The organism is Methylobacterium guangdongense (assembly GCF_038442355.1).
Taxonomy (GTDB): Bacteria; Pseudomonadota; Alphaproteobacteria; order Rhizobiales; family Beijerinckiaceae; genus Methylobacterium; species Methylobacterium guangdongense.
In genome coordinates this window covers 676,902-694,745 of the sequence record NZ_JBBXMX010000001.1, presented here as the reverse complement: position 1 = coordinate 694,745, position 17,844 = coordinate 676,902, and the positions used below count along the sequence as shown (strand labels likewise).

Annotated in this window: 17 protein-coding genes; 9 read left to right on the top strand and 8 right to left on the bottom strand. The window is 71.8% G+C overall.

The features are described from left to right. Nucleotides 1-18: 18 nt before the first annotated feature. The 3 genes from AAHG09_RS03335 (at nt 19) to AAHG09_RS03325 (ending at nt 2,511) form a co-directional block, all read left to right on the top strand. Nucleotides 19-636, top strand: coding sequence for a cation transporter (locus tag AAHG09_RS03335; RefSeq protein WP_342105339.1), 618 nt, complete (start codon nt 19-21; stop codon nt 634-636). Nucleotides 637-641: 5 nt separating this feature from the next. Continuing rightward, nucleotides 642-1,496 (top strand): metallophosphoesterase, encoded by an 855-nt coding sequence (locus tag AAHG09_RS03330; RefSeq protein WP_342105338.1) that lies wholly within the window; start codon nt 642-644, stop codon nt 1,494-1,496. Between the two features lie 136 nt (nt 1,497-1,632). Next, the gene (locus tag AAHG09_RS03325) at nt 1,633-2,511 is read left to right on the top strand and encodes a transporter (protein WP_342105337.1); all 879 of its coding nucleotides are present in this window, start codon (nt 1,633-1,635) and stop codon (nt 2,509-2,511) included. Between the two features lie 49 nt (nt 2,512-2,560). Here the strand turns inward: AAHG09_RS03325 and AAHG09_RS03320 are convergent, their stop codons facing one another. Beyond that, nucleotides 2,561-4,006, bottom strand: coding sequence for a homospermidine synthase (locus AAHG09_RS03320; RefSeq protein WP_342105336.1), 1,446 nt, complete (start codon nt 4,004-4,006; stop codon nt 2,561-2,563). Nucleotides 4,007-4,377: 371 nt separating this feature from the next. Between AAHG09_RS03320 and AAHG09_RS03315 the strand changes: the two genes are divergently transcribed. From AAHG09_RS03315 to AAHG09_RS03300, 4 genes are all read left to right on the top strand, one after another. Further along, nucleotides 4,378-4,554: a hypothetical protein gene (locus AAHG09_RS03315; RefSeq protein ID WP_243998534.1), complete on the top strand. Its 177-nt coding sequence runs from the start codon at nt 4,378-4,380 to the stop codon at nt 4,552-4,554. Between the two features lie 112 nt (nt 4,555-4,666). After that, nucleotides 4,667-5,359 carry an invasion associated locus B family protein gene (locus AAHG09_RS03310; protein WP_342105334.1) on the top strand — a complete coding sequence of 231 codons (693 nt, stop codon included), beginning with the start codon at nt 4,667-4,669 and terminating at the stop codon, nt 5,357-5,359. Between the two features lie 161 nt (nt 5,360-5,520). Then, entirely contained in the window at nt 5,521-8,919 is a 3,399-nt protein-coding gene (locus tag AAHG09_RS03305; protein WP_412759982.1) for a hypothetical protein, read from the top strand. Further along, the gene (locus tag AAHG09_RS03300) at nt 8,916-9,380 is read left to right on the top strand and encodes an AAA family ATPase (RefSeq protein WP_342105332.1); all 465 of its coding nucleotides are present in this window, start codon (nt 8,916-8,918) and stop codon (nt 9,378-9,380) included. The genes AAHG09_RS03305 and AAHG09_RS03300 overlap by 4 nt, the downstream gene beginning before the upstream one ends. A gap of 16 nt (nt 9,381-9,396) precedes the next feature. Here AAHG09_RS03300 and fliP read toward each other — a convergent pair whose 3' ends face one another. The 3 genes from fliP to AAHG09_RS03285 all read right to left on the bottom strand — a co-directional run bounded on the left by fliP (nt 9,397) and on the right by AAHG09_RS03285 (nt 11,811). Then, nucleotides 9,397-10,128 (bottom strand): flagellar type III secretion system pore protein FliP, encoded by a 732-nt coding sequence (gene fliP / locus AAHG09_RS03295; protein ID WP_412759981.1) that lies wholly within the window; start codon nt 10,126-10,128, stop codon nt 9,397-9,399. Nucleotides 10,129-10,190: 62 nt separating this feature from the next. Next, nucleotides 10,191-11,258: a flippase-like domain-containing protein gene (locus AAHG09_RS03290; RefSeq protein ID WP_342105331.1), complete on the bottom strand. Its 1,068-nt coding sequence runs from the start codon at nt 11,256-11,258 to the stop codon at nt 10,191-10,193. Nucleotides 11,259-11,358: 100 nt separating this feature from the next. Then, nucleotides 11,359-11,811: a hypothetical protein gene (locus AAHG09_RS03285; protein WP_342105330.1), complete on the bottom strand. Its 453-nt coding sequence runs from the start codon at nt 11,809-11,811 to the stop codon at nt 11,359-11,361. Nucleotides 11,812-11,991: 180 nt separating this feature from the next. Between AAHG09_RS03285 and AAHG09_RS03280 the strand changes: the two genes are divergently transcribed. Further along, nucleotides 11,992-13,302, top strand: a complete 1,311-nt coding sequence (locus tag AAHG09_RS03280) for a capsule biosynthesis protein (RefSeq protein WP_342105329.1) — start codon at nt 11,992-11,994, stop codon at nt 13,300-13,302. 95 nt (nt 13,303-13,397) lie between these two features. Continuing rightward, the gene (locus tag AAHG09_RS03275; protein WP_342105328.1) at nt 13,398-13,682 is read left to right on the top strand and encodes a hypothetical protein; all 285 of its coding nucleotides are present in this window, start codon (nt 13,398-13,400) and stop codon (nt 13,680-13,682) included. Between the two features lie 708 nt (nt 13,683-14,390). Here AAHG09_RS03275 and flbD read toward each other — a convergent pair. From flbD to AAHG09_RS03255, 4 genes are all read right to left on the bottom strand, one after another. Then, nucleotides 14,391-15,752 carry a sigma-54-dependent transcriptional regulator FlbD gene (gene flbD / locus AAHG09_RS03270; protein ID WP_342105327.1) on the bottom strand — a complete coding sequence of 454 codons (1,362 nt, stop codon included), beginning with the start codon at nt 15,750-15,752 and terminating at the stop codon, nt 14,391-14,393. 75 nt (nt 15,753-15,827) lie between these two features. Further along, nucleotides 15,828-16,160 (bottom strand): flagellar motor switch protein FliN, encoded by a 333-nt coding sequence (fliN, locus tag AAHG09_RS03265; RefSeq protein WP_244043230.1) that lies wholly within the window; start codon nt 16,158-16,160, stop codon nt 15,828-15,830. Nucleotides 16,161-16,170: 10 nt separating this feature from the next. Further along, nucleotides 16,171-16,782 carry a FliH/SctL family protein gene (locus AAHG09_RS03260; RefSeq protein WP_342105326.1) on the bottom strand — a complete coding sequence of 204 codons (612 nt, stop codon included), beginning with the start codon at nt 16,780-16,782 and terminating at the stop codon, nt 16,171-16,173. Beyond that, nucleotides 16,779-17,825: a flagellar motor switch protein FliG gene (locus tag AAHG09_RS03255; protein ID WP_342105325.1), complete on the bottom strand. Its 1,047-nt coding sequence runs from the start codon at nt 17,823-17,825 to the stop codon at nt 16,779-16,781. The genes AAHG09_RS03260 and AAHG09_RS03255 overlap by 4 nt, the downstream gene beginning before the upstream one ends. Nucleotides 17,826-17,844: the final 19 nt, after the last annotated feature.

Below are 17,844 nucleotides of genomic sequence, written 5' to 3'. Positions count from 1 at the left end.
GGCGTGCCCGGGTCGGCGATGACGCGCCCCGTGACCGCCGATCATGCCGCCGGGCCCCCGCCGCCCGCTCTCCGCCCCGTCGTCGCCCGCGTGGCGGCGCTGAACCTCGGCTATTTCGGCATCGAGATCGCGGTGGCGCTCGCCATCGGCTCGGTGGCGCTCATCGCCGACAGCCTCGATTTCCTGGAGGATGCGGCAATCAACCTGCTGATCTTCGCGGGCCTCGGCTGGAGCGCGCGCAACCGCGCCCGGCTCGGCACCGCCATGGCGGGCATCCTGCTCCTGCCGGCGCTCGCGGGCGCCTGGGCGGCCTACGGCAAGATCTCGGATTTCGTGGCCCCGGCCGCCCTGCCGCTGACGCTCGCCGGGCTCGGGGCGCTCGCCGTGAACCTGACCTGCGCGCTGATGCTCGCCCGGCACCGGACCGGCTCCGGCAGCCTGACCCAGGCAGCCTATCTCTCGGCCCGCAACGACGCCTTCGCCAACCTCGCGATCATCGCGGCCGGGCTGGTGACGGCGCTTTATCCATCCCCATGGCCGGACCTCGTGGTGGCGGCGGGGATCGCCATCCTCAACGCCGATTCCGCCGCCGACATCCTCAAGGCCGCCGCGGCCGAGCGCCGGGCGGCCCGGTAACCCCGATGCGCATCTTCCCGATCTCGGACCTCCACCTCGAGCGGCGGCGCCTCGACCTGATCGCGCCGCCGAGCGAACCGTTCGACCTGCTCGCCTGCCCGGGTGATCTCTACGAGGGCCATCCCGAGCGCGGCTTGGCGGCGCTGCTGCACCTCGCGCAGGGGCGCCCCATCGTGCTGGTCCCGGGCAACCACGAGCGCTACGCCCCGATCGGCGACGGGCGCACCGCGCCGGACCTGCTGGCCGCCCTGGAGGCGGAGGTCGAGCGCCTGAACGGCCTCGGCGCCGGGATCCACCTGCTCCAGCGGGCGCAGACCTGCGTCATCGACGGTGTGCGCTTCGTCGGCACGACCCTGTGGAGCGACTGGACGCTGGCCGGCCGCTGGCTCGACGCCGCTACGCCGGATCGCCCGGAGGATCCGGTCGCCTACGCGGCCGCCCGCATGACCGATCCGGTCACCGGCTCGCGGGAGTATCTCGGGTCGATCCGGAAGGCCGACGGCAGCCCCTGGCAGCCCGCGGACGCGATGGCCGAGCACCGGATCGAGCGTGAGGCCCTGCACGCGGCGCTGCGCATCCCGCATGACGGCCCCACCGTGGTGGTGACCCATCACCCGGCGAGTCCCCTCGCGGCGGATCGCTACCGGGCTGCGCCCGGCGTCCCCTGGTGGGTGCCGGCCTTCTACGCCTCCACGGCGCTCGACGACCTCGCCGATGCCGAACGCCCGGATCTGTGGATCTCCGGGCATTTCCACGCCGGCCATGACATAGCGGTCGGGCGCTGCCGCTGGGTCTCGAACCCCGTCGAGGGGGCGACCTACCGCCCGGACTTCACCCTGGCGGTCGGGACGGAGATCTAATCCCGAGCCAAGCGCCCGTCGGACCGGTGCCGTGCCGGACCGCACAGCTTGGCCGTGGCGCGGGGATGCGCGCGCGCGCGGCGTCCGTCCCATCCTGATCGGCCCCGGCTGTCGGGGCCCGCAATCGGGATTCTCGATGGCCGCATACCGTTTGACGTCACGCACCCTCTGGGCGGCGCTCACCGTCGTGATCGTGTCCGGCGCCCGCCCGGTGCAGGCCGGCTCGGCGGCACAGCCCGGACAGACGGTGGGGCTGCCGGTCGGGGCGCAGCTTCCGGTCGGGCTCTACTTCGTCAACTTGTCGAGCTTCGGCACGCGCAGCACGCAGCCCCGCGACTCGTCCACCAACGTCAACCTGCCGACGCTGGCCTGGGCAACGCCCTGGGACGTGGCGGGCGCGCGGCTGCAGTTCTTCTTCACGCAGCCGGTCGCAGCGGCGAGCAGCCGGGGGGCGCCCTACCAGAGCGGCATCGGCCAGCAGCTCCTGGCCGCGCAGCTCGCCTGGGATCTCGGCGGCGATGTCGGCGTCAGCTACCTATTCGGCGGCTATCTGCCGATCCAGACGCGCTTCCTGACCCAGTCGGCCTCGCTGACCCACCGCTTCGCGGCGAGCTATACCGGCCAGGACTGGAACCTGACCGCGAACCTGCTCTACGGCGTCTTCCTCGACACCCGCTCGCCCTCCGGGACCATCTATCCGGACTATCTCAACCTCGATCTCACGATGACGCGGAAGTTCGGCAAGTGGCAGGTCGGCGCGGTGGCCTACGGGTCGAGCGACCTGCCCACGGGCGTCGGCAGCTACCGGCCGCAGGGGCAGATCGCGGTGGGCGGCCTCGTCGGGTACAATTTCGGTCCGGTGAACCTGCAGGCCTACCTCACCCGGGACGTGGTCCAGCGCAATTACGGCGGGCGCGAGATCCGCGGCTGGCTGCGGGCGATCGTGCCGCTCTATCAGGACCGGGGTGAGGTCGAGCCGAACCGCACGTTGGTGACGCGGCGTCAGGCCGAGTAGGCCGGTCTGGGGGCCCTCCACCCTCTGGCGGGGAGGAGGGCTTCCGCGCTCAGCCGTGCACCAGCACGTTGCGGAACTGCCACGGATCGCTGGTGTCGATGTCCTCCGGGAACAGGCCGGGACGGTCGGTGAGCGGCGTCCAGTCCGTGTACACGCCGACCACCGGGCCGAGATACGGGGTCTGGACCTCCAGGCAGCGGCGGAAATCCATCTCGTCGGCCTCGACGATGCCGGCCTCCGGGTTCTCCAGCGCCCAGACCATGCCGGCGAGCACCGCCGAGGTCACCTGCAGGCCGGTGGCGTTCTGGTAGGGGGCGATTTGCCGGGTCTCCTCGATGGAGAGCTGCGAGCCATACCAGTAGGCGTTCTTCTTATGGCCGTAGACCAGCACGCCGAGCTCGTCGATGCCGTCCACGATCTCGGTCTCGTCGAGGATGTGGTGCTGCTCCTGCACCTTGGCGGCCTTGCCGAACATCTCGTGGAGCGACAGCACCGCGTCGTCGGCCGGATGGTAGGCGTAGTGGCAGGTCGGCCGGAACACCGGCTGACCGCCCTCCTGCACCGTGTAGTAGTCGGCGATCGAGACCGCCTCGTTGTGGGTCACGAGGAAGCCGAACTGGGAGCCGGCGGTCGGCACCCAGGTGCGCACCCGCGTGTCGGCGCCCGGCTGAAGCAGGTAGATGGCGCAACGCGAGCCCTTCTCCTGCTCGCGGGCATTGGCGGGCTTCCAGGTCTCGTGCGTGCCCCAGCCGAGCTCGGCCGGCTGGTTGCCCTCGGAGACGAAGCCCTCCACCGACCACGTGTTGACGAAGACGCCACGCGGCTTCGGGGTCTTGGCGCGCTGCGTGTCCCGCTCGGCGATGTGGACGCCCTTCACGCCCAGATCCTTCATCAGCCCGGCCCACTCGGCCCGGGTCTTGGGCTCGGGCCGCTGCAGGCCGGTATCCTGTGCGATGTTGAGCAGCGCCTGCTTGACGAACCAAGAGACCATGCCGGGATTGGCGCCGCAGCACGAGACCGCGGTGGGGCCGCCGGGCTTCTGGGCGCGGGCGTCGAGGATGTCCTCGCGCAGGGCGTAGTTGGTGCGGTCGCCCTGGCTCTTGCTCTTGTCGAAGTAGAAGCCCGGCCAGGGCTCGGCCACCGTGTCGATGTAGAGGGCGCCGAGTTCGCGGCAGAGTTCCAGGATGGCGCGCGACGAGGTGTCGACCGAGAGGTTCACGCAGAAGCCCTGGCCGCCGCCCTCGGTGAGGAGCGGGGTGAGCACGTCGCGATAGTTCTCGGGCGTCAGCGCCACCTTCTCGAAGCGCAGGCCGTGCTTCTCGGCCAGCGCCCGGTGGGTGTCGACCGGGTCGATCACCGTGAAGCGGGCCTTGTCGTACTCGAAATGGCGCTCGATCAGGGGCAGGGTGCCCCGGCCGATCGAGCCGAAGCCGATCATCACGATGGGGCCGCTGACACGGCCATGGATCGGGTGACGGGTCGGCTGATCGGTCATTCAGGAATCCTCGGAGCTGGCGAACGCAACCGGCGTCCGCGCGGTCTGGCCAGCGTGCGGGTTATGGCGCGCATGTGACACTGCGGCGACAGCTGCGCCCACGCGCTGCGGCGCGGCCGATGGGGCCATCGCCGAACGCGGCTCAATGGCGGCTCGCCCGGGCGCGGTCAACCGTCCGCTGCATCGCGATGTAAACACAACGTTGACGTGCCGCGCCTTTGGCTATGATCTGAGCGCATGAACCATCCGCGCTCCAGCTGGTGGCCGGCTCCTGCGACATTCCTCATATTGCGTTGCAACACGGCCGCCGAGACGGTCGCCTGACGAGGGATTCCGGAAGCGTCCGAGCCACAGCCCTGTCGGAGTCCGTCATGCTCGCTCTCATCGCCTCCCGGATCCCCGGCCCGGTTACCGAGACCGCCGATCGCGATCCTGGCTTCCTCACCCTGGTGTTCGCCTGTGCCCGCGCCGTCCGCACCGGCGCCGAGGCGTCCTTCGCGCGCCGCTGCGCCCTGGCCCGCGCCGCCGGCGGCCCCAACCCGCTCTGAGCCTGCCGCGCGCGGGCCGGCATCGCCGTCGGCCACGCCGGATCATTTGCGTCGTCCCCGCTTGGGCTTTAGGCGGCTCTGCCGTTCCATGGCCCCGGGGGTTGTTGATTCCATGCCGACGATTCGCGCGCTCCTGCGCTCCAGCCTGACCGTCACGCTGCTGCTCGCCCTCCCGCTGGCGGCGCCGCGGGCTCAGGATGCCGAGCCGGCGGCCGCCCCGGCCGAGGCGCCGCACAAGGCCAAGCCGAAGCCCAAGCCCAAGCCCGCCCCGAAGCCGGCGGCCAAGCCCGCCGCGGAGGCCAAGCCCGCCGCGGAGGCCACGCCGGCCGCCGCGCCGGCGCCGGCCCATGCTGCGTGGCCCACGGGCGCCAGCACCGTGACCGAGAGCTACGGCGACTGGTCCATGACCTGCACGCATCCGGGCGAGACGGTCACCTGCATCGTCGCCCAGTCGCAGGGTGATTCGAAGACGGGTCGGCGCAAGTTCGGCATCGAGCTGCAGACGCCGAAGGACGGCCGTGCCGAGGGGATCGTGCTGATGCCGTTCGGCCTGTCGATCGAGCCGGGCATCAGCTTCAAGCTCGACGAGCAGACCCTCGGCAAGGGCGCGCCCTACACCGCCTGCGGGCCGGACGGCTGCTTCGTGCCGATCAGCTTCCCGACGCTTGCCCTCGACGGCATGCGGACCGCCAAGAAGCTGTTCGTGATCGGCCACAAGAGCAGCGGCAGCGACGACGCCACGATCACGGTCCCGCTGGAGGGATTCGCCCAGGCCCTCGACCGCGCCGTCGCGCTGAGCGGCTGACGCAGGCCGATCCCTCAAGCCAATCCCCCAAGCCGATCTCGCCGATTTGCGGGATACGGTTAAGGCCACGTTAGTGGCCGCGCCGCAGGATGACCGCGACAAGTGGCGCCGCGCGCCGCGGCCCCGCCGGTGCCGCGGGCCGGAATCGGATCGGCGAGGCGATGGGATCGGTGGGCGGGCGACCCCGGATCGGTCAGGGGCTCGGACGGCGGATGCTGCGCGCGTCGCTGCCGGTGCTCGCCCTGCTGGCGGCGGTCGACCCGGCGCTGGCCGCCCGGCTGATCGGCGCCAAGGGGACGGAGAGCGCCGCGGTGGCCGGCGCCGGTCCCGGTGGCTACGGCCGCATCGTGCTCACCTTCGACAAGCCCGTCACCGTCAAGGCCAAGCTCGCCGGCGGCGTGCTGCTCCTCGGCTACGGCGAGCGCGTCGGACAGGGCCCTGAACGCCTGTCGGACGAGATGCCCGCCTACGTGTCGAGCGTCCGGCGCGATCCGGACGGGACCGGGCTGCGGGTCGCCCTGCAGCGACCCTACCGGGTCAACCTGCAGATGGCCGGCGAGCGCGTCTTCGTGGATCTGCTGCCGGAGGGCTGGGCCGGATTGCCGCCGCCGCTGCCGCCCGAGGTGGTGGCCGAACTCGCCCGCCGCGCCAGGGCCGCCGAGGAGGCCCTCAAGGCCCGCATCCCCGAGCCGGTGCGCAAACCCCTGTCACTCGAACTGGCGCTCCTGCCGACGCTGACGCGCCTCGCGCTGCGCATGCCCGCGGAGGCCGTCACGACCCTCACCACCGAGGGCTCCGCCACACGCCTGCGGGTCGTCGGCCCCTGGACCATCGACCCGAGCGGGACCCGCGGGCGTCCCCGGCCCGGCATCGCCAAGCTGGCGACCGAGACGGATGCGACCTCGGCCAGCCTGCTCGTCACCCCCGAGGACGGGTTCCAGATCGGCTCGGAGCGCGAGGACGGGGCGTTCCTCGTGGATGTCGTCCGGCGCAAGCCGGCGGAACCCGCCAGCGCCGCCGTCGCGATCCCCGGCCCCGCGACGCCGGCACCCGCCCCCGCCGCGCCCGCCGCCCCCGTTCCGGCCCCCGCGCCGCCGGCCCGGGCGGAGGCGGCCGCCGTCCCGGAACGCCCGCCCGCGCCGCCGCCGATGCGGCCGGCCGGGTCTGGCCTGGTCTTCCCGTTCCATGCCCTGCCGCCGGTCGTCCTGTTCGAGCGCGGCGGCGTGGTCACGCTCGCCTTCGAGACCGCCGAGCCGGTCCCGGTGCCGACCGGCAAACAGGGTCTCGCGCCGCTGGGAAGCCCCACCCGGACCGGGCCGCTGACGGTCCTGCGCTTCTCGGCGCCCCAGGGTCGCCTGGTCGATCTGAACGCGGTCGCCACGGAGGGCGGGGCCGGCTGGGAACTCTCGGCGGGCGACACCCTGAGCCCGAGCGACACGATCGATCCCGTGCGCAGGCCCGATGCGTCGGGCCGGATCACGGTCTCCCTCGGCCTGCGCCGGCCGGGCTCCGCGACGTGGCTCGACCTCGACGGCGAGCGGATCGCGGTGGTCACCTCGGCGGCCCAGCGGCCGGTCGGCAATCCGAAGAGCCGGCGATTCGTCGATTTCGAGATCCTGCCGAGCCGGCACGGCCTCGCGGTGCTCGCCAGTGCCGACGACCTCGCGGTGCGCCCCGAACTCGACACGGTGACGATCGGCCGGGCCAGCGGCCTCGCCACCTCGGCGACCGCGCGGAAGGACGATACCGCCCTGGCCGAGGCGGGGCCCCTGGCCATCGCGACCGAGGCCTGGAACCGGGCGCGGTCCGGGAACGTGCGCGATACCCTGCGCGCCGCGCTCGACGCGGCCGCCGCCGCCAATCCGGCCGATCGCGGCCCGGCGCGGCTCGCGCTGGCCCGCGCCTACCTGGCCAACGGGCTGAACCCCGAAGCCCTCGCGGCGCTCGACGCGGCGGCGGCCGACGATCCGCTGCTCGCCGGCCAGCGCGACACCGCCCTGCTGCGGGGCATCGCGCTCGTTCGGAGGGGGCACGACGCCGCGGCGCTGAAGGCTCTGTCGGTTCCGGTCCTCGCCGGGAATCCGGAAGCCGCCCTGTGGCGGGCGATGGCCGCGGCCGGCGCGGGGGACTGGAAGGCGGCCGAGACCGGCTTCCTCAAGGTCCTGCCAATCGCCCAGGGCTATCCCCTGGATCTGGCGCAGACGATCCGCGCGGCCGCGGCGGAATCGGCGATCGAGAACGGCGACACCGAATCGGCCGCCGCCCGCGCCGCGGACGCCCGCGACCTGCCCCCCTGGATCCGCGACCGTCTGGCCCTGGTCCGGGCCCGCGTCGCCGAGGCGACTGGTCAGATCGAGGCGGCGCTCGATGCCTATACCCGCCTGGAGGCGGAGGCGGTGCGTCCGGTCTCCGTGGAGGCGGCCCTGCGCGGAACGTTGCTCGCCCGGTCCGCCGGCAAGCTGACCCCGGAGGCCGCGACCGAGCGCCTGGAACGGCTCGCCATGACCTGGCATGGCGGCCCGATCGAGGAAGCCCTCACGGCGGGCGTGGCCCGGCTCGACCTTGCGGCCGGCCGCTGGCGCCAAGCCTTCACGGCGGTGCGCCGGGCCAATGCCGCCGCGCCCAACGCCAGCGCCTCGGAGGCGCTCTCCCGCGAGGCGCAGGCCGCCTTCGAGAGCCTGTACCTCACCGACAGGGGCGAGAGCCTGCCGGGGGTCGAGGCCGTGGCCCTGTTCTTCGATTTCCGCGAGCTGAGCCCGATCGGGCGGCGCGGCGACGAGGTCGTGCGCCGGCTGGCCGACCGTCTCGTGGGTCTCGACCTCCTCGAACCGGCCGCAGACCTGCTCCAGTACCAGATCGACAACCGGCTGACCGGCCCGGCCCGGTCGGCGGTCGCGGCGCGGCTCGCCACAGTGCGGCTGATGGACGACAAGCCCCTGCAGGCGCTGAAGGTCCTCGACGCCACCGACCTGCCCGAGCTGCCGGGCGAGCTGAAGCGCGCCCGGAACCTGATCCGCGCCCGCGCCCTCTCGGACCTGACCCGCACCGACCTCGCCCTGGAGACGATCGAGGGCGAGAGCGGGCCGGATATCGAGCGCCTGCGCGCCGACATCTACTGGGGCGCCCGCCGCTGGCGCGAGGCCGGCGAGACCCATGAGGCGCTGCTCGGCGAGGCGTGGCGGACCGGCCAGCCCCTCGACGCGGCGTCCCGGGCCGATGCCATACGCGCCGCCATCGCCTACAACCTCGCGGGCGAGGCGATCGGCCTGGAGCGGCTGAAGGCGAAGTTCTCGGAATCCATGGCGGCGAGCCCGGACGCGCGCACCTTCGCGCTGCTCACGGGGACCGATCCGACCCGCAACCCGGGCTTCCGCGCGGTGGCGGCCCAGGCCACCAAGGCCGAGACGCTGTCGGCCTTCCTGGCCGAGTATCGCAAGCGCTATCCCGACGCCTCCGCGCCCGACCGGGGGACGGCGAAGGGCGCCGACGAGGCGGGATCCGCGCCCCCGGGCGGCGACCGGCAGAGCAACGCCGCGACCCCCGGCACGCCGCCGGGATGAACGGCATCCGCGTCATCGATCCGGACGCAGTCCTGGAGACCGGGGCCGGCCGCATCTGGACGCCGGAGCGCAACGCCGAGGCGTGGTGCCAAGCCTTCGCGGCGCTACGCGGATGGCTGGAGGCCGGGACCGTCGCGCGGCTGGTGGTTGTCTGCGGCCTGCAGGGGTCGGGTAAATCGACCTGGATTGCCAGCCAGGAACCGGAGGCCGGAACGGTCTGTTTCGACGCGGCGCTGCCCGGCGCCCGGCACCGTGCACCCATCGTCGCGCTCGCCCGATCGTACGGCGTCCCCGTGGCGGCGGTCTGGATCCGGGCGCCGCTCGCCCTGGCCCTGGAGCGGAACAGCCAGTGCCCGGACGACCGGCGCGTGCCCGCGGAGAGCATCCGCTCCGTCGACCGCCTGTTCGAGCCGCCGGGCACCGACGAGGGCTTCGTCACGGTCCGGATCGTCGAGGCCTGACGACAGCCCGCCGACGTCAGCTCCCGTAGCTCTGCACCAGCGAGCCCGCCACCAGGGTCCATCCGTCGACCAGCACGAAGAAGATCAGCTTGAACGGCAGCGAGACCGTGGCGGGCGGCAGCATCATCATGCCGATCGCCATCAGCACCGAGGCGACCACGAGGTCGATGATCAGGAACGGAATGAACAGCAGGAAGCCGATCTCGAAGGCGCGCCGGAGCTCCGAGATCATGAAGGCCGGCGTCACGATCTCCAGGCCGACATCCTCGGGGCCCTTCGGCGCCGGGATCTTGGCGAGGTCGAGGAACAGCTTGAGATCCTTCTCGCGGACGTTCTTCAGCATGAAGGTCTTGAACGGCGCCGAGGCGCGCTCGAAGGCCTGGGCCTGCGTGATCCGCCCGGCGATCAGGGGCTCGATGCCGGCGCTGTAGGCGGCGCGGCCGGTCGGCGCCATCACGAAGGCGGTCAGGAACAGGGCGAGGCTGACCAGCACCGCGGTCGGCGGCGCCGTCTGGGTGCCGAGTGCCGAGCGCAGGAGCGAGAGCACCACCACGATCCGGGTGAAGGCGGTGGCCATCACCAGCACCGAGGGCGCGACCGCGAGCACCGTGATCAGCGCGACGAGCTGCAGCGCCCGCTCGGTCGTGCCGCCGGCGCCGAGGTCCAGGGTGACGCTCTGGGCGAGGGCCGGCGAGGCGGCGAGCAGCGCGAGCGCCGGGATCGCCAGCAAGCCCAGGCCCAGGCCCAGGCGCCGGCGGTGGCGCCCCGGGCCGGGGCGGTTCGGGGTTGTCGGAAGGTCGGGGATCGGGGTCACGAGCGGTCGCAGGTCGGCGCGGCGGGGCGCACGCCCTCGCGGCGCGCTTCGAGGTTCTGCCAGACGAGGAGCGACGGCAGGCCGAGCACCACGTCGGGTACCCGGCGGGCGAGGGACAGGGCGATGGCCGTCCCGGCATCGATGCCGAACAGGCCGCAGACCAGTACGAGCCCGCCCTCCTGCACGCCGAGCCCGCTCGGGACCAGGAAGGCGGCGGCCTTGATGGCTTGGCTCAGCGATTCGATCACCAGGATGTCGGTGAGCGTCACATGGTCGACCCCGATGCAGGTCAGCACGACGAAAATCTCCGTCGCGCCGAGGAGCCAGGCCAGGGCGTGCAGGATCACGGACTGGGCGAGACGCCCCCGCCGCCCCGGCGCCCAGATGGCATCGAGCGCGCCCTGGATGCGCTGGCTCGGCTCCGGCCGGGCCTCCGCCTCGCGCACGAAGCGCCGGCCGAGGGCGGCGATCCGGTCCTCAAGGACACGGACGATGCCGGTCCGCTGGAGCGCGAAGAACGCCGCGACGGCGAGCGCCGCCACCGCGAGGGTCCGCAGCGTCCAGTCGGCGAGCTCGGCCGCCTGCGCGCCCTCGACGCGGCTCAAGAGGCCGGCGCCGAGGCCGGCGAACAGGGCGAGCGTGCCGACCTGGAACAGCAGATCGGCCAGCACGGAGGCGGCGGCGAGCGAGCCGGCGACGCCCCAGAAGGTGAGGAGCCGCGCGCCCAGCACCTCGCCGCCCACCGAGGCGACCGGCAGCAGGACGTTGATGCCCTCGCGCACGAACCGAAGGCTAAGAAAGGCCGAGGCCGGCGCCAGCGACAGCCCGTCGAGGATCCGCGCCCAGGCGATGCCGCAGATCACCAGCACCAGCGCCCGCACCAGCGTGACGCCGACGAAGCCCGCGACGCCGATCCGGCCGAAGGCCGTCGCCACCGCCTGGAGGTCGTTGGTCGCCACCAGCCAGACCGCGAAGCCGAGCCCGATCAGCGTCCCGAGCAGCGGGAGGCGGCGCACGAGGGCGCGGACGGCCCGGCGCGTCCCGGATTTCCGCTCTTCTGTCACGGTCTCAGCGTGCACGTTACGCGTTGAGAGGTGGGCAAGAGCAGTGGCTCCAGGTTGTGCCGGTCAGGGGCCGGCGGCGATTCGTCGGCGCGTCATGCCGCTAGAGCGGTATTGGGGCCGAATTCGGGGGCCGGCGCGGCGGCATCGGATCGAGCACGGCGGCCAGCGCCTCCGCCGGCCCGGCCTCGGGATCGAGCAGGACGACGCGGCCGGCCGCGAGGCTCGCCCCGGTGGCGACCGCGATGGCGTGCTTCGGACACGGGCCGAGGCAGCCCGACTCGACGATGCAGAGCTTCCTCCGGCCGCCCGCCGCGTCCTTCGCAGGATGGACCTTGGCGGCTTTCTTCCCGGCCTTCTTTAGGAGCGCGCGCACGGCACGCGGGTGCAGGCCCTGCCGCTTGGCGCATTTGGAGCAGACGACCACGACCTCGGTGAACTTGGTCTTGGCGGACCGGCCGGCGGTTCGGCTGGCGGACCGGCTGGCGGATCGACCCGCCGGCCGGCCGGAGGGGCTGCGATCCGCGTCGTCCTTCGGGCGTGGTTCTGTCATCATTCAGAGAACCTAGGGCGCGATACCGGTCTCGGGCTACGTCGCCCGTCGCCGCGGCCCCGCGGGCCGAGAGGGGCGCCATAAAAAGGGCCTAAAAGAACGGGATTCCGGTTCCGCGCACGGGCCGCCCCTTGGCCGGCGCCGCCTCGGCGGAACCGGCGCAGACCCAGGAACAATGAGCGGATGAGCCTCGACGACGTCAAAGACGACACGCGCGAAAGCGAGATCGTGACGTTCGCTGCCCCGACGATGACCGAGCTGCGGCGGAGCGCGGAGACGATCCGGCCGGTCCCGGAAAAGCGGGGCGCCCAGGCCCTGGCCGCGGCGATTCGCCAGCGCCTGGACTGGACCCAGCTGCCGGGCCTGCGCCCGCGCCGGGAGGACACGTCGAGCTACGGCGCGCGGATCATCCGCCGCATCAGCCTGTTCGTCGTTCTGCCGACTCTCGTGGTCGGGCTGTACCTGTTCGGCTTCGCGTCCAACCAGTACGTGGCCGAGGCGCAGTTCGCCGTGCGCGGCAATGTCGAGCCGATGGAGAACATCTCCCTCGGCCAGTACACGAGCCTGATCCAGAAGCATAACAGCCAGGACAGCTTCATCGTCCGCGACTACATCACCAGCCAGACCATGGTCGACGCGCTCGAGAAGAGCATCGGCCTGTCCAAGATGTTCTCCCGCCCGGAGGCCGATTTCTGGACGCGGTTCGATCCGAAGGATCCGATCGAGGATCTGACCCAGTACTGGCGCAAGCACGTCGACGCGCATATCGACTCGATCTCGGGCGTGATCCGCCTGTCGGTCCGGGCCTTCACGCCCCAGGACGCCCTGACCATCGCCGGAGAGGTCGTGAGACGCTCGGAGGCGCTGATCAACGAAATCTCGAAGCGCGCGCAGTCCGACATGGTCGTGCAGGCCGAAACCGACGCCAAGACCGCGCAGGATCGCCTGCGCAAGGCGCATCTCGCCCTTCAGGGCTTCCGCAATCAGTGGGGGGTGATCGATCCCGTCAAATCCGCCGAGGGGGTCCTGACGACACTCACGATGCTGCGGAAGGACAAGCTCAAGGCCGAGAACGACCTTCAGGTCCTGCGCAGCTCCAACCTGGACGAGCGCTCGCGCTCGATCCAGACGCTCGTCGCCAACATCACGGCCATCGACCAGCAGATGAAGACTCTGCAGGACGAGATGACCACGGCGGGTGCCGCCGCCGGCGGCTCGAACCTGACCGAGGCCCTGCTCCAGTACGAGGGCCTGCTGGTCGAGCGGACCATCGCCGAGAAGCTCGAGGAATCGGCCCATCTGCTGCTCGACCGCGCCCGCGTGGCGGCCGGCAAGCAGCACATCTTCCTGGCGACCTTCGTGCCGCCGGTCCTGCCGACCGACAGCCTCTACCCGGAGCGGGGCCACACGTTGCTCGTGGCGTTCTTCTGCTTCTTCGTGATCTGGAGCTCGTCCTCGCTCCTGATCGCCGGCATCCGCGACCAGAGGATGTAGCAGCCGCCACGCGGCTCTGGATCCTGTGCCGCGTGGTCTGTAGAGGGGTGGCCGGCGATACCGGCGCCGGGTGGAAGAGCGAAGTCGAACGGTCCATGTCGGATTTCTCCGATCTCGTCGCGAAGGCGATCCAGCCGTCGATGACCCGGGAGGAGCGCGAGGCGGTCTACACCGTGGTCCGACAGGCCGTCCTCCGCCTTCAGGAGCGGGAGGCGCTGCCGCCCGACGATCCGCGCGTCGCGCTCCAGCGCCATCTCGTCGAGGAAACGATCCGCGACGTCGAGGGCGACGTCGCCCGCTACGCCTCACTGCGCAAGCTCGACGCGGCCTTCGCGGCTCAGAACGCGCAAGACCGGGCGGCGAAGGGCGGACGCCGGTAGCGCGCACGCGGTCTCGGCGGGCACGAGACGCGACGGTCGCCTGCCGATGCGTTAGGTGGATGCAGGCTCCCATGGATGCTTGCGGCCTCACGCATCGGGAGCTGGCACCGCGCGTCTCCCTCCCCCTCTACGGGCTTGTAGATTCACGCTTCGCTGCCCGACACTCAACCCTCTCAAAGAAGAGCGCTTTTCCCTCCCCTGGCGATCCCGGGCTTGCCCGGGATCGCTCGAGCTTGCGGGAAGCGGCCAGGGGTGGGGGTGGTACAGGATCGATCGTGACGGTGCCTCCTGCACCACCCCCACGCGGGATCTGCGATCCCCTAGCGCCTCCCCGCAAGGGCTACGGGCGACACAGGTTTGAGGCATGCGGCTCATGACAGAGCGCGACAGGCCCCCTCTCCCGTGCGGGAGAGGGTTGGGGTGAGGGATGAGAAGGTACAGGATCGAGCGCGGGAATGATGTGCCGACGAGGCGCGCCTCAGTCGGAGAGTTCTCGACCCTCACCCTGTCCCTCTCCCGCTCGGGAGAGGGGACTTGCGCCTCGACCTGCCGAGGACGCGCTCGTCGAGACCGCAAACCTGTGTTGCTCGTAGCCGTAAGAGGGAGAAGAGAGCGCCCCGGCCCGCGACGTATGCCTCCGGTGGCTCGCAGAGGGGGAGGGGAGGCGCGTCGCCGGCAGATCCTGTTTCCTCTTAGATCGGCGCGGCCCTAACCGAAGGCCGCGCTCGCCCGAATGCTCCCGGGCTCGGCCACCTCAAGGCCCGCCGAGACGTACTCGTTGAGCTTGTTGCGCAGGGTCCGGATCGAGATGCCGAGGATCTTGGCCGCATGGGTGCGGTTGCCCAGGCAATGGTCCAGGGTGTCGAGGATCAGGTCGCACTCGACCTGCGCCACGGTCCGCCCCACCAGCCCGCGGGTGGCGGCCTCGGCGGCCTGGGCGGCGCGCGTCGCCGGACCCTCGGCGGCCATCGCCTCGCCGTCAGGCGACAGGATCGCGTCGGGGTCGATCGCGTCGCCCGAGGCCAGCAGCACCGCCCGGTGCAGGGTGTTCTCCAGCTCGCGGACGTTGCCGCGCCAGGGGTTCTTCAGCACCAGCGCCCGCGCCTCGGCCGAGAGCGGGCGGAGCGGCACGCCGTTCACCGCGGCGTATTTCTTGGCGAAATGCGCGGCGAGTTCGAGGATGTCGGCCGGCCGCTCGCGCAGGGGCGGCAGTTTCAGCGCCACGACGTTGAGCCGGTAGAACAGGTCCTCGCGGAACGTCCCCTTGCGGACCTCCTCGGCGAGGTTGCGGTTCGAGGTGGCGAGCACCCGGATGTCGACCCGCACCGGCGCGGTGCCGCCGACCCGGTCGATCACCCGCTCCTGAAGGGCGCGCAGCAGCTTCGCCTGCAGGCGCACGTCCATCTCGGAGATCTCGTCGAGGAGCAGCGTGCCGCCGTTGGCCTCCTCGAACCGGCCGATGCGCCGGGCGACCGCGCCGGTGAACGCCCCCTTCTCGTGACCGAACAGCTCGGATTCGAGCAGGGCCTCAGGGATCGCCGCGCAGTTCACCGACACGAAGGGCTTGCCCGCCCGGTTCGACTTCTGGTGGACATGGCGGGCCAGCACCTCCTTGCCGGTGCCGCTCTCGCCGGTGATCAGCACTGAGGCCTCGGACCGGGCGACCTGCTCGGCGAGCTTGACCACCCGCTCCATCGACGGGTCGCGCCACACGAAGGCGGCGCGGTCGGTGGCGACCGCCTCCAGCACCGCGGCGATCAGCTCGGGGTCCGGCGGGAGCGGGATGTATTCCTTGGCTCCGGCCCGGATCGCCGCCACCGCGGCCGAGGCGTCCGCCGAGACCCCGCAGGCGACCACGGGCGTGCGGATCCGCTCCGCCTCCAGGGCCGAGACCAGCCCGGCGATCGGCAACGACACGTCGATCATGATGAGGTCGGCGCCGCGGGCGCGCAGCACGTTGAGGCCCTGCGGCACGGCATCGGCCTGCGTCACGGAGGCGCCGCGCTGCATGGCGATCTTCGAAGCGGTGATCAACTCGCCGTTGAGCCGCCCGATAATCAGGAGCCGCATGGTTCGTCCCTCTCAACTGCACTGGCGCGGACAGCCCCCCGGCGGCCGCGCCGAAAAAATCACTCGGCCCGGAAATCACTCGCCCTTGACGATCTCGGTCATCGTCACCCCGAGCCGGTCCTCGACGAGGACGACCTCGCCGCGGGCGACCAGCCGGTTGTTGACGAACACGTCGATCGCCTCGCCGACCTTCCGGTCGAGTTCGAGCACGGCGCCGGGCGCCATCCGGAGCAGGTCGCCGATCGGCATTCGGGCGGAGCCCAGCACCGCCGAGACCATCACGGGCACGTCGAAGAGCTGCTCCAGGTCGGCGGCACTCTTCGGCGTGGTCGGCGCATCGCGGATCGAGCCCCCCGCGTAATCCGGGTCTTGCTCGCCGAGCTGGGGCAGGCTGAAATCGTCGGACATCGGGGTTCCTTCACGGGCTCGTCGGCAGGCCGAGGGCGTCGAGCACCGCCGCCTCGATGCGGGCGCGCTCGCGCACGATGCCGCCGTCGGCCCACTCGATGCGGGCATCGCCCGCCGCCATGTCGGGATCGCCCAGCACGACGAGGCGGCCCTCGTAGCCACGCTCGCGGGCGAGGCGCTTCATCAGGGACTCGGCCTCCTCGACGAGGCCGTCATGGACCCGCACCACGAGGTGGGGCACGCCGCGCAGGTGCTGGAGCGCGGCGCGCGCCGCCTCGCCGATCCCGGTCAAAGGCGCCGCGTCCAGCGCGTCGCCCGCGACCTTCCGGGCGATCAGCATCGCGACCTCGACGGCCTGAACCTCGCGCTCGGCATCCCGGGCGTCGGCCTGGGCGATGAGGCCCGCGGCGGCGAGCGCCAGCCGGTTCAGGGCGTCGGCGAGCCGGCCCTGGATCTGCGCCTCGGCCTGGATCCGGCCCTCCTGCAGGCCGCGGGCATGGGCCTCGGCCTCGGCGCGGGCGGCCGCCTCGGCGGCGCGCTGCGCCTCGGCGCTGGGGCGGGCGCTGCGGAAATCGGTCTCGAACAGGAACGGCTTCGCGCTCCGGGCGGTCTGGGCGCTCAATAGACCAACTCCTCCTCGGCGCTATTCTTGGCGATCATGATCTCGCCCTTCTCGGCGAGGTCCTTGGCGATCTCGGTCATCTTGGCCTGCGCCTCGTCCACCTCCTTGAGGCGGACGGGCCCGAGGGAGGCCATCTCGTCCGTGAGGTTCTTGGCGGCGCGGGTCGACATCTGCTGCATGAAGAAGGCCCGGGTCCGCTCGTTGCCGCCCTTGAGCGCCCGGCACAGGGTGTCGTTGTCGACCGAGCGCATCAGGGTCTGGACGCTGCCCGGATCGAGCTTCAGCAGATCCTCGAAGGTGAACATCAATTCGCGGATGCGCTTGGCCGAGCCGCGGTTCGCTTGGTCGAGGGCGGCGAGGAAGCGGCCCTCGGTCTGCCGGTCGAAGGCGTTGAACACGTCGGCCATCATCTCGTGGGCGTCGCGGCGCTGGGTCTGCGCGATGGTGGAGACGAACTCGACCCGCAGCGTCTCCTCGATGTGGCGCAGGGCCTCCTTCTGCACCGTCTCCATGCGCAGCATCCGGTTGAGGCAATCGATGGCGAAATCCTCGGGCAGGATGGTGAGCACCTTGGCGGCATAGTCGGCCCGCACCCGCGACAGCACCACCGCGACGGTCTGCGGGTACTCGTTGCGCAGGAACGAGGCGAGGATCTCCGGGTCGACCTGGGCGATCGAGGCCCAGACGCGCTTGCCCGATGCGCCCTTGATCTCCGCCATGATCAGCGAGACCTGATCGCTCGGGAAGATCTTGAGGAGCAGCGCCTCGGTCCGCTCGAAGTTCGACGAGATGCCGCCGCTGTTGCTGAGCTTCGTCACGAACTCGATGATCAGCCGCTCGACCGTGGCGACCTCCAGCGTGCCGAGCTGGACCATCGCGTGGCTGACCTTCTTGACCTCGTCCTCCTCCAGCATCTGCCAGATCGGCGCGCCTTCCTCCTCGCCGAGCATCAGCAGGAGCGCGGCCGCGCGCTGCGGACCGGGCATCGACGCGAAGGAATCGCCGCCCACCGCCGCCAGGGTATTTGCCAGACCTGCCGCCATCGTTGCGCCCTCGACTCCC